Genomic DNA, 12,176 nt, shown 5'->3' on the forward strand with positions numbered 1-12,176 from the left:
CTGACTGAACAAAAAAAGAGGCTCCACCGTATCAGGGCGAAGCCTCTTTCCTTTTGCGTATCGCGAAAATGCTATTTTTGCCGTACATACTGCTCGTCCCTCATAAACAGACGCCAGAAATAAATAAAACCGGGTACGAGAATCGCAAAGCCGACCAAGTAACAAATGAACAGAGCGTGGAACGTATCCGGGTGTGTAAAGCTGGACTCAATCGTCACATGGGGATAGACGATGTAGGGGAGGCGTGCTGCACCGTACGCATAGCTGGCGAGCAGATATTGCGTTGTGGCGACAATGACCGCAATCCGCGGAAGATGGATGCCGAAGTATCGACGGTCTTGAGGCAGCAAAAGAGCGATATAACTAATGAAAAAACAGACCGCCGATGCAATAAGCCACGGCAAATAGTCGAGAATGCGATCATATAGCCATTTTGCCTCTATCTGCATCGTCAGCACGGTAACCAATGCCGCTAGCAGCGTAATCGGCCCCAGAAGCACCGCATCCCGGCAGTAGACGGCGAAGGCTTGCTTTTCACCTGCGACGAAGGAGTAGTCCGCGAGAAGCAGCGACGAGAGGTAGAGTGTGCTGCTGACGGCAAGACCAATAAAAGAATAGACATGCGGGCTGGTCAAAAAGAGTCCCCAATCGAGAGACTCCACACCATTGACCGTTCGAGACAACCCGCCCTGTGTCACAGGAAGTACGCTAATCAACAGAGCTGGCACCAATATCCCGGTAACGCCTGAGACGATGCTGAGCATCTTGTCATACCTGTAAATCAGATGAGAAAACACCATGAACGTACTGCGAATCAACATCAATAACACCACGAGACATCCGGGAACAAGCAGCAGGCTTGCCAATGTGTAGGTCGCGCCAGGGAAAAAGGTAACGAGCGCGACTACAATTAACACGATAAAGACATTCACGACCTCCCAGGAGGGCGAGAGGTAGCGATTGGCGATTTGGGTGGCTTTGGTTTTTTCCCGATTCAAATAGATCATCGACCAAAAACCAGCACCGAAGTCGAAGGAGGCTGCGACGGAATAGATGACGACGAAAATCCAGAGCAGCGTAATGGCAATAATCGTGTCGGTCATGCCGTTCCTCCGTCCACTTTCGGCTGTTCTGGCGGATCGAGCTGTAAGGGATGGCGGCCAAAATAGCTGCGGAATACGAGCAGGGTGACGATCGCAAAAAATACGTACACCGAGAGGAAAATCCAAAATAGAGTAGAGATGCCTGCTGCTTGGGTAGCAGCGTCAACTGTTTTCATCACGCGATACACCACCCATGGCTGGCGTCCTGTGCAGGCAAAAATCCAGCCGAATTCGATGCCTAGCAAGGCGAGCGGTCCACTCGCGACAAAGATCCAGAGAACCCAACGGGGAAACTGAGATCGTTTTAGGAGCTTCTTCCAAGCGAAGCCGATGAAACCTACAAAGATCAACAAGCTACCGATGATGACCATCCCGTTAAATAACGTATGGATGTAGAGTGGAGGCCACAGCTCCTTTGGAAAGTCGTCCAGACCGACCACGACCTCGTCAAAGCGATTGGCTGCAAGGAAGCTGAGCGCCCATGGAATCTCGATGGCGTATTTGACTTCTTTTGTCTCGGGATCGGTAAAGCCGCCAATCGCGAGTGGGGCATATGCTTGTGTTTCAAACAGTCCTTCCGCAGCGGCCAGCTTTTCCGGCTGGTATTTATGCAAAAGCTGCGCGGATTCATGCCCGTTCAAGGCAGTTAATAGGGAAAAGGTGCCTCCCACGATTAAACCGGCCAAGAGTGCTTTTTGATGATACAAATAAACTCGACTGCCTTTTTCAGCGCGCAGCATTTTCCACGCTGCTACACCAGCGACGATGAATGCCCCCGTCATATAAGCAGAGACAGTTACATGACCTGCCGTCACGAAAAAGCTGGGATTAAAAAAAGCCTTCCAAGGGTCTACGTCGACGATTTGCCCATCGACCATCCGAAAGCCAGTTGGCGTGCCTTCAAAGGCGTGGACATTCGTAATCAGGATCGCGGACGCCGTCGCACCAAGCAAAACCATGAACAAGCTCAACAAACGCATGTTGCGGGATAAGCGGTGAGCCGCGTAGACGTAGATGGACATAAATAAGGCTTCCACGAAGAAAGCGAATATTTCGATCTGAAAAGGTAGCGAGATCACCTTGCCGACAATCTCCATGAATCCAGGCCATAATAGGGAAAGCTGGACTCCAGCAATCGTACCAGAGGGGATCGCGACACCTAATAAGATCGCCTGGGCTTTTGTCCAGCGTTTGGCCATTATCTCGTAATCTCGGTCACGCGTCCGCCAAAAGAGGAGCTCCACCAGCAAGATCATGAGCGGGAGACCAACACCCATGGTCGCAAAAATAATGTGAAAGGCCATAGTCGTCCCGAATATGGCTCTGGTCATCACGATATCTTCCACGTTCAACTTCCTTTCTGATCGGCACCAAAAATTGTTAACGATTTCCTCGTTAATGTCCCATGAGGAGGCGGAGTTTATACGAAAAAGACCGTCACAAAAATGTGACGGTCGGGCTTGATGATAGGATAAGGACGTTTAGAAGAGTAGATTATTTACGATAGAGTGGATAATCAACCTCAGTTGGTACTTGAATCAACACCAGGCGGAGTGGAGCATCCGTTGATGCCGTGTAGATGGCTGTGCTGCTTTCCTCGGAGGAGAGAACGACAAAGTCACCTTTGGTTGCCGGGGTGTGGTTCTCGCTGACAGTTGCTTTCTCTGCAACGCTTCCGTTCCCTTCCACTATGACGACTGCGTGAGCATAACCAGCCGGGAGTTCTTTTTCATACGACTTTCCAGCGGGAATCGTGATATCGCTCATCAAGGAATCCGTGACCAACTGAATGGGAGCAGACGATCCGATGATGTGTTTTACTTGGACACCATCGACATCCTCAGACGGAAACTCCTCATGATCATACTGATTGTAAGTAGGCGGTTGCTTCGTTGTCTGCGCAAGATGCGGTTCAAACCAGATTTGAAACATTTCTGTATCCTTGCCGAGCTCTTCTGCATGGTACGCTCCTGAACCGGTTTGCATGATCTGCGCGCCGCCTGTCGACACCTCTTGAAGATTTCCGAGCGTGTCCCGATGTCCGACTGTCCCTGTGAGGACATACGACAAAATTTCAAAGCCGGAGTGAGGGTGCAGCGGAATTTCAAATGTCTTCAGCGATTTTGCCCAAGCCCAGTAAAAAAGCGGTCCTACCCGTTTGACAACGGAGCCTTCATGAGGGAAGCCAATTGGTTTATTCTCTACGATTTCACCGTCGCCAAAATGTCCTTTTGCTTGCTCGTTCTGTGTGTAGACGCGGATTTCCATCTGATGTTCCTCCCTTAGTACGATTGCTGGCTTACGGGGTGTGAGGAGTTGCCATTAAAACAAAACGTATGCGCCTGGACCGATCAACGCTACACCAATAACAACTGCGATTAATGTCAGGTTGTATTCGAATCCGTTTTGTGTGACCCAATATCCATTTTGACCGTGTACCTTCAGAATGGCAACCAGCATTGTGAAAGCAAGCAGAATAGCACTTGGCCAGATACCTACGCCTGTGGCAAACATGAGACCGCCAACGAGTTCAGACAATCCAGCGACGAAAGCCATTGCTACGCCAGGTTTCACTCCGATAGACTCCAGCCAGCCGCCTGTTCCTTTCAAACCATAACCGCCAAACCAGCCAAACAGCTTCTGTGCACCATGACCTGCAAACGTCAAACCAATGACCAAACGAATCAACAACAACCCAGTATCCAACACTTTTCATCTCTCCTTAATTACTTTTAATTAGTATATCTTTATTTTAAGATATTTGTCCGAAAAGGCTGGCGGGCCTTAGAAGGATTCCGCCAGTTTTACTGCTTTTTCTACACCAGCTGCAACGAGCTCAGCTGCTTTGTCTTGGAATTGGTTGTGACCTTCTACGATCACTTCGGTTACATTGCTAACGCCCCAGAAGCCGAGGATCGTGCGAACGTATTTGTTTGCCATTTCCATCTGAGCCATAGGCCCTTCGGAATAAACACCACCGCGTGCGCTCAACAGAGCTACTTTTTTGTCGCCCATCAGACCAACTGGACCTTCAGCTGTGTACTTGAATGTTTTACCTGCTTGGGAGAGGTAATCCATGTACGAGTGCAGAACAGCAGGAACAGTGAAGTTCCACATTGGGAAAGCAAATACGATTTTGTCTGCTGCTGTAAACTGGTTCAGGTATTTGTTAACCAAGTCAGCACGTTTTTGCTCATCAGCAGACAGCTCGATGCCGTTTCCTGCTTTCCACATAGCAGTCAGCATGTCGTTACCGTAATAAGGGAGGTTTTCAGCAAACAGATCCAACTCAACGATTTCGTCGTTTGGGTGTGTTTCTTTGTATGCTTTCGTGAAAGCTTCGTACAGCTTTACACTTGTAGCCTGCTCAACTGGGCGATCGTTTGCTTTAATAAAAAGTACTTTACTCATGAAAATTTCATTCCCCTTCCATTTAGTAAGTCGCTAACTTTTAATGTGTAAATCTTGATTTTAAGATTATTACGTATCAGATCTTTTGTCAACACTTTTTTAAAACGATTGTGGTGAAGAGAGGGGCTGCTCATCTAATAAGTAGCTTGAGCAGTGCGTCCCAATTTTTTTAGCAGTTCGATTGCTTGACGTTGTTCTTCTGGTGTGAGACCTTCCATCGCTTTCTCAATAGCGAGTTGATGAGGAGGGAAGATTTCAGACAAAAATTGATGCCCTTTTTCAGTGAGTTCCGCAAAAATGACGCGGCGGTCTGCTGAACAGGGCTTGCGAATGAGCAGTTGTTTCTTTTCGAGTTTGTCCACAACGTATGTGATGTTTCCGCTGGAGATCAATATTTTTTCGCCAATTTGCTGCAATGGTTGAGGACCTTTATGAAATAATACCTCTAGTACGCCGAATTCAGTTGGATTAAGTCCATGCTCGCGAATGTGACGATTGGAGTGAGCGGTAACCCAGTTGTATGACCTTGATAAAACGACAAAAAGATCGAGGGGATCATTTCGAAGTGGTTTGTCAGACATAATGGACCCTCCTTTACATCGAAATTTCGATATCTTTAATTTAAGATAATCCTACATGATCGTGTTCCTGTTTGTCAAATTAAGATAAAAATAAAATGAAAAACATGTCTGTACAAACAGTTGTCTTAATGATAAACTTTTGTTTGTAAACGAGCTGTGAAAGCGTAACAAAAGAAAGGAGGATGACCGTGGAAAAAGACATGCAGATCCTTCATCATATCCGGCAAAATCCTTTTATCACGCAGCAGGAGCTGGCTGATCTGATTGGAATCTCACGTTCAGCGGTAGCTGGCTACATCGCACAGTTGACCAAACGCGGGGAAATCAAGGGACGGGCTTATGTACTTCGTGATGAAGGAATGATTGCTTGTATCGGTGGGGCCAACCTGGACCGCAAAGCACGCGGCAAGCAACAGGTGCGTCTACATTCATCCAATCCCGTAACGATTATGGAATCGTGTGGAGGGGTGGCACGGAATATCGCGGAGAACCTCGGTCGTCTTGGCTGCAATACGTCCCTCATTACGAGCGTTGGTGAGGACAAAGAAGGCGAATGGCTCTTGCAGGAGACGAAAAAGCACGGGGTGCACATCAGCCAGGTGTGGAGACTTCCTACACAGCGGACGGGAACGTATACGGCGCTTCTCGATATTGATGGCGAGATGGTTGTTTCCCTGGCGAACATGGATATTTACGATGCTCTCACACCGGAGATGTTTGCGGAGAAATGGTCGCATATTGCAGCAGCCCACGTGGTTTTCATCGATACAAACATTCCGGCGGACTGCTTGGCCTACATCATCGAACGCTGCCGGGAGGAAAACATCCTGCTCTTCGTTGACCCGGTCTCATCCATTAAAGCAAAGAAGCTCCCACAGCAATTGGACGGAGTAGAAGCGATTTTACCGAATCGCGAAGAAGCCGAGCTGATGGCTGGCATGAAGATCACGACGATCGAAGAATGCGCCGAGGCTTGCCGCAAGATCAGGGAACGAGGCGTCAAGCACGTCATTGTGACCTTGGGCGAAGAAGGCATTTACTATCAATCTGAGGACGTTGAGGAGCATATGCTTCCATATCCAACAGAAGTAGTAGATGTAACGGGTGCGGGAGATGCGTTCGCGTCGGGACTCTTGTATGGCATTGTAAACGGAGAGTCTTTCCAGAGAGCGTGCCGTCTTGGATTGGCAGCATCCGCTCTGACATTGCAAACAGAGCAGTCCGTATCTCCTCTATTAAAAGCAGAACAATTGGAACTGGCCGTAGAACAATTCGAAAAGGAGCGATAAGAGATGAAACAATATTTGACCTTTACTGAGGAAGTACGCCACGCATTGGAGAACAACCTGCCGGTAGTTGCACTGGAGACGACGATTATTTCGCACGGTATGCCATATCCGCAAAACATCGAAATGGCAAAAGAAGTAGAGCAAATTATTCGCGACAACGGTGCTGTACCAGCTACGATCGGGATCATGGACGGCAAAATCAAGATCGGTTTGTCTGACAGCGAGCTGGAGGAGTTTGCAACGAATAAAAACGTAGCAAAAGTAAGCCGCCGCGACTTCGCTTATATTTTGGCTAGCGGTAAAATCGGTGCGACTACAGTAGCTGCTACCATGATTGCAGCTGAGATGGCTGGCATCCACATGTTTGCAACTGGTGGTATCGGCGGGGTACACCGTGAAGGCGAAATCACTTGGGACGTATCTGCTGACCTGACTGAGCTGGCGCAAACAGATGTAGCTGTAGTATGCGCGGGTGCGAAATCGATCCTCGATATCGGCCGCACACTCGAATATTTGGAAACACAAGGTGTACCAGTTGTGGGCTACCGCACGGATGAATTCCCATCCTTCTTCGCTCGCGAAAGCGGATATGGTGTAGACATGCGTATCGATACACCAGAAGAAGTCGGTAAGATGATGAACACCAAATGGGATCTGGGACTCAAAGGCGGTATGATTATCGCAAACCCAGTACCAGAATCCGATGCACTCAACCACCAGGAAATCGAGGCTGTGATTCAAAAAGCACTCGCAGAAGCAAAAGAAAACAACATTGCAGGTAAACAGGTAACGCCATTCATGCTCGATAAAGTGAAAAAGCTGACAGAAGGCAAGAGCTTGGCAACAAACATCGCGCTGGTGAAACACAATGCTGAAGTAGCTGCAAAAATTGCGGTAGCTTATCAGAAAGAAGCGAATCAAGGTAAATAAGAGAGATTGAACAACAAAATAGTCAAAGAAAAACGAGCCGCTAGAATCGCTTCTAGGGCTCGTTTCGTTTATTTTACTCACTCCCACCAATGCTGCATTCCACGGACTCCAACATCCCACAGCTTAGCGTTTCCGGAAACGATAATGGTAATTTCGTTTACCTCGTTAAAAGGCAACTCCCTTAAAGCCTCTGCCCCTTGATAGGATTGTTCGTTTAACTGAGATATTTCTTGTCCATCTACGATGATTTTGGCTTCACCCGTTGAGTCTCCGTTGTCGGGAATGCCGAAATAGAAAGAAAGCCAGACATTTTCTTTGTTCCCCAGAATATAGGTGTATGTTTTGGTTGATTCACCTTCACTGCTATACACGTTCATTTTCGGTTCTATTCGCTCACCTGCTACGGTGAAGCTTGGGAGGTTCTCAGTCATAGGTGTAGTTCCTGTCATTTCTTTCATAACCGTTAATGATTGGACAGGGCCTTCTCTTTTTTTGAGGATTTCAGAGACTACCATGACTCCAAATATAAGTACAACAATCGTTAGAGCCGAAGCAATGAGCTTTTTATAAGAAATATTTGAAGAAAATCCTACTCGATAGGCAACATAGCCAATGGCTGCACCTAATGTATTGGATATCACATCATTGATATCAAAGCTGCCAAGATACGTTAAAGCCTGAATCGTTTCTAAAACGAGAATCGCTATGACAAACAAGGATATGAACTTCCCAAATCTGACACGATACAACAGGGGAAATAATATTCCAAAAGGGATAAAAGCAGCAACGTTTCCGAAATCAACAATCCAGGAATAAGTTAGTTCCGGAAATTTAAGTGGTACTCCTTCCGGGACAAGGATAAAGGTATATCCTTCTACACTAGTTGCACCGTCGAGCCTGTTAAACGCAAAGAACATAAAAAATAAAATTAAAATCGTATAGCAGATGGTGCCAACTAAGATGACTTTCCGTGATTTCGTTTCCATCATTTCAATCTCCTTAAAGCTATTTGTTTCTGAATGATTTAACTCTGAATAAATACGTAAGTGATTAGTTGTTAGTCACAGCCTTCATTTCTCCCTGTATTTTCAGCACGTAAAGCCCATTTAGAAAAAAATTGAAAAAAGCACTTGATATACCCTGAGGGGGTATTGTATAGTAAAGGTGTGATCAGGAAACAACGTTAGGGAAACGATACGATAAAATATACCCCATAAGGGTATTTGGAGGGATGATAATGAGTGCCAAAACAGCAGAGGCAACAGTCGCAATTTCAGGGATGACTTGCGCAGCTTGTGCACTGCGCATCGAAAAGGGCTTGGGAAAAATGGAGGGAGTGGAGACCGCCAACGTCAATCTGGCTTTGGAAAAATCCACAGTCGTCTTCGATCCAACGAAAACGAACATTGACGACATCCGCTCCAAAATCGAATCGCTCGGTTATGGCGTCGTCACTGACAAGGTGGAGCTAAACATCTCGGGAATGACATGTGCGGCTTGCTCCACACGGATCGAAAAAGGCTTGAACAAAACAGCTGGGGTTCTGAAGGCAAACGTGAACCTGGCTATGGAAACCGCCACTGTTGAGTACGATTCCTCACAGGTAAGTGTGACGGACATTATTCAAAAGGTAGAAAAGCTAGGGTATCAGGCCACTCGCAAGGAAGAAGGAAAAGAAGAAGAAAAAGTAGATCGTCGCCAGGAAGAAATCAAACGGCAGACCCGCAAGTTCTGGATTTCCGCGATTCTTTCGCTCCCGCTGCTCTGGTCGATGGTGAGCCACTTTTCCTTCACCTCGTTTATCTGGCTGCCTGAAATCTTGATGAATCCGTGGGTACAGCTCGCATTGGCAACACCCGTACAATTCATCATCGGAGCACAGTTTTACGTGGGAGCTTTCAAAGCCCTTCGCAACAAGAGTGCCAACATGGATGTGCTGGTGGCTCTCGGTACCTCGGCTGCTTATTTCTACAGTTTATGGGTCGCGATCAACTCCATCGGTGCTCATGGTGGCCACATGCTGGAGCTGTACTTTGAGACCAGTGCGGTACTGATCACGTTGATCGTTTTGGGTAAACTGTTTGAGATGAAAGCAAAGGGACGCTCTTCGGAAGCGATCCGCAAACTGATGGGCTTGCAAGCAAAAACAGCCGTAGTCGTACGGGATGGCGCCGAAATGACCATTCCTGTAGAAGAAGTAAGACTGGGCGACGTCGTTCACGTGAAGCCGGGCGACAAAGTACCTGTAGATGGCATCGTCATGGAAGGACAGTCCGCAGTTGATGAGTCCATGCTGACTGGTGAAAGTATTCCGGTGGATAAAGCCGCAGGCGATACCGTCATCGGCGCTACCTTGAACAAAAACGGTTTCTTGAAGGTCCAGGCAACCAAAGTCGGAAAAGAAACGGCACTGGCGCAAATCATTAAAGTAGTGGAAGAAGCACAAGGAACAAAAGCACCGATTCAGCGTGTAGCTGACAGCATCTCCGGGATTTTTGTCCCAATCGTAGTAGGGATTGCTATTCTTACTTTCTTGATCTGGTACTTCTTCGTTATACCTGGCAACTTCGGTGAGGCTTTGGAAAAAGCAATTGCCGTACTCGTAATCGCTTGCCCATGCGCCCTCGGTTTGGCAACACCGACCTCGATTATGGCGGGCTCTGGACGCGCAGCTGAGCTGGGCATCCTGTTCAAAGGCGGGGAGCATCTGGAGACGGCTCACCACCTGGATACGATCGTCCTCGATAAAACAGGGACCGTAACCAAAGGAGAGCCAGAACTGACAGACGTCATCGCCATTGATATCGAAGAGCAAGAGCTGCTCTCTTTGGTTGGTGCCGCTGAGAAAAACTCTGAGCACCCATTGGCTCAAGCTATCGTTCGTGGTATTGCGGATAAAGGAATCACTCTGTCGGATACAGGTTCATTTGAAGCTATTCCTGGTTTTGGTATCCGGGCAACCGTCGCTGGCAAAGAAGTACTCGTCGGTACCCGCCGCTTACTGGAAAAACATCAAATCTCGTACCATGCAGTGTCTGATACCATGCTGGCACTGGAGCGCTCCGGTAAAACGGCGATGCTCGCAGTCGTTGAAGGCAAGCTCGCTGGCCTGATTGCCGTAGCGGATACAATCAAGCCAACCTCCAAGCAAGCTGTTCAACGCATGAAAGCAATGGGATTGACTGTGATTATGATGACTGGTGACAACCGTCAAACTGCCGAGGCCATTGCCCGCGAAGCAGGAATCGATCACGTCATCGCAGAAGTCCTGCCTGAAGGCAAAGCCGCAGAAGTGAAAAAACTGCAAGAACAAGGCAAAAAAGTCGCGATGGTCGGCGATGGTATCAATGATGCTCCTGCACTTGCTACCGCTGACGTCGGTATGGCAATCGGTACAGGTACAGATGTGGCTATGGAAGCAGCAGATATTACCTTGATGCGCGGCGAACTGTCCAGTGTCGCAGACGCTATCGAGATGAGCAAACTCACCATTCGCAACATCAAGCAAAACCTGTTCTGGGCATTGGCCTACAACACCTTGGGCATCCCGATTGCCGCAATCGGCTTACTCGCTCCATGGCTTGCCGGTGCCGCAATGGCCTTCAGCTCCGTATCCGTCGTACTCAACGCACTGAGACTGCAACGAGTGAAGCTGTAACAACAGTAATAAGCGGCTTTGTCCGCCTTACCTATATCACCTAAAATGTAAGGAGAGATTAATCATGACAAATATCACATTGAACGTAGAAGGTATGTCTTGCAACAAATGCGTAGCGCGCATCGAGAACACATTGAAAGAGTTGGGTGCAGAAGGCAAAGTACACCTGGCTGAAAAAAAGGTTGAGGTTTCCTACAACGAGAGCAACTTGACTCTCGATGCAGTGAAAGAAGCTATTGAAGACCAAGGCTACGACGTCGTTTAAGCATCGTGTCTCTGAAAAGCAAAGCTCCTGCCTGAATCAATGAGGCAGGAGCTTTTTGGTGTTGAGGTAAAAGTGGCTGTAGTGGAGGGGAAGAAGCCCATTTCCAGTCTACGCTTCGGCCTACGCCCCGCGAGGGGGTTAGACTGTCCGCTCCGGAATGAATGTCGGGAGCGCTTCAAAAGTAGAGTTTCGAAGATGTATTCGCAGAGGTTGAAGCTGACAACCCCCGCCATTCATTTCAAAGCTAGGTAGGGCTCCAGAGGCGCTAGGACTGGAAAGGGGCTTCTTCCCAAGCGGCTATTGTTTACATCTTGAAAGCAACTTTCATGAGGTCTTCCTCTGTTAAAAGCATGTAAAAACCTCATCAGCTCGTAGAGGAAACAGGAGAAATAAGCGAAGATCTTTGGACACACCTACCGAGGCGCAGTGAAAAAAAGAGAAACTGCTTTTAGCGTCCACCTCTGAGCCACATCCTGATGGACTACTTTGGACGCGGTTTCGCTTTTTTTCACGGAGCCGGGCGCCCCATGCTCCCGTGCAGGGGTTCCAAGAATCTGAGCGTTTTCTCCTGTTTCCTCCCCACCACAACAGCGAGTATAGCGCACTAATCCTTCAATCGAATAAGCAACGAACAGCTAATCCAATCCGACTCATAAAGAAAAACAGAATCCGGTTAAAACCGTGCTAAACGAACGTTCACAATAACTGGAAGCGAGCGTATAATTCAAATCACAATCACCATTAAATAAGAGGCAACACATACGGCCTAGTTCCGATATTCTCGGAAGCGGGGGAACCAATCTTTTGGGGTTAATCCTGAGTGATCAGGAGGGATGAGGAAATGTCTTCTCTGCCATCCTACCCGTCAGCTAACCTCGTCGGCCAAAGCAGGGAAGGTCATGAATGGATAAAGTCTAGGCATATAATGCGCAACAAGGG

The 12,176-nt window shown here is 47.9% G+C and carries 11 protein-coding genes and 1 riboswitch; of the genes, 4 read left to right on the forward strand and 7 right to left on the reverse strand.

What is annotated here, in order from left to right; translation table 11 throughout:
- Positions 1-71 precede the first annotated feature (71 nt).
- The 6 genes from M3630_RS24380 to M3630_RS24405 form a co-directional block, all read right to left on the reverse strand.
- Positions 72-1,103, reverse strand: coding sequence for a cytochrome d ubiquinol oxidase subunit II (locus M3630_RS24380; protein WP_251253825.1), 1,032 nt, complete (start codon positions 1,101-1,103; stop codon positions 72-74).
- Entirely contained in the window at positions 1,100-2,434 is a 1,335-nt protein-coding gene (locus M3630_RS24385; protein WP_285862199.1) for a cytochrome ubiquinol oxidase subunit I, read from the reverse strand. The genes M3630_RS24380 and M3630_RS24385 overlap by 4 nt, the downstream gene beginning before the upstream one ends.
- A gap of 163 nt (positions 2,435-2,597) precedes the next feature.
- The gene (locus M3630_RS24390) at positions 2,598-3,371 is read right to left on the reverse strand and encodes a pirin family protein (RefSeq protein WP_237899829.1); all 774 of its coding nucleotides are present in this window, start codon (positions 3,369-3,371) and stop codon (positions 2,598-2,600) included.
- Between the two features lie 54 nt (positions 3,372-3,425).
- Positions 3,426-3,812, reverse strand: coding sequence for a DoxX family protein (locus M3630_RS24395; protein WP_221866690.1), 387 nt, complete (start codon positions 3,810-3,812; stop codon positions 3,426-3,428).
- Positions 3,813-3,887: 75 nt separating this feature from the next.
- Positions 3,888-4,514, reverse strand: coding sequence for an FMN-dependent NADH-azoreductase (locus M3630_RS24400; RefSeq protein WP_173606188.1), 627 nt, complete (start codon positions 4,512-4,514; stop codon positions 3,888-3,890).
- A 134-nt stretch (positions 4,515-4,648) separates the two neighbouring features.
- Positions 4,649-5,095: a MarR family winged helix-turn-helix transcriptional regulator gene (locus M3630_RS24405; protein ID WP_012684120.1), complete on the reverse strand. Its 447-nt coding sequence runs from the start codon at positions 5,093-5,095 to the stop codon at positions 4,649-4,651.
- Positions 5,096-5,283: 188 nt separating this feature from the next.
- Between M3630_RS24405 and M3630_RS24410 the strand changes: the two genes are divergently transcribed.
- Both M3630_RS24410 and M3630_RS24415 read left to right on the forward strand, forming a co-directional pair.
- Positions 5,284-6,384: a carbohydrate kinase gene (locus tag M3630_RS24410; RefSeq protein WP_064203385.1), complete on the forward strand. Its 1,101-nt coding sequence runs from the start codon at positions 5,284-5,286 to the stop codon at positions 6,382-6,384.
- A 3-nt stretch (positions 6,385-6,387) separates the two neighbouring features.
- Positions 6,388-7,314, forward strand: coding sequence for a pseudouridine-5'-phosphate glycosidase (locus tag M3630_RS24415; protein ID WP_251253827.1), 927 nt, complete (start codon positions 6,388-6,390; stop codon positions 7,312-7,314).
- Positions 7,315-7,391: 77 nt separating this feature from the next.
- On the opposite strand, the gene M3630_RS24420 is transcribed toward M3630_RS24415, so the two are convergent.
- Positions 7,392-8,303, reverse strand: a complete 912-nt coding sequence (locus M3630_RS24420; protein ID WP_251253828.1) for a VanZ family protein — start codon at positions 8,301-8,303, stop codon at positions 7,392-7,394.
- Positions 8,304-8,551: 248 nt separating this feature from the next.
- On the opposite strand from M3630_RS24420, the gene M3630_RS24425 reads away from it, so the two are divergent.
- On the forward strand, positions 8,552-10,972 hold the full coding sequence (locus M3630_RS24425) for a heavy metal translocating P-type ATPase (RefSeq protein WP_251253829.1): 2,421 nt from the start codon (positions 8,552-8,554) through the stop codon (positions 10,970-10,972).
- Between the two features lie 64 nt (positions 10,973-11,036).
- Complete coding sequence (locus M3630_RS24430) at positions 11,037-11,237, forward strand: copper ion binding protein (RefSeq protein WP_251253830.1); 201 nt, start codon at positions 11,037-11,039, stop codon at positions 11,235-11,237.
- 753 nt (positions 11,238-11,990) lie between these two features.
- Positions 11,991-12,137, forward strand: a riboswitch (cyclic di-AMP (ydaO/yuaA leader).
- Positions 12,138-12,176: the final 39 nt, after the last annotated feature.

Origin of the sequence: Brevibacillus sp. MER 51, assembly GCF_023714195.1 — a bacterium.
In the GTDB taxonomy this organism is placed as follows: domain Bacteria; phylum Bacillota; class Bacilli; order Brevibacillales; family Brevibacillaceae; genus Brevibacillus.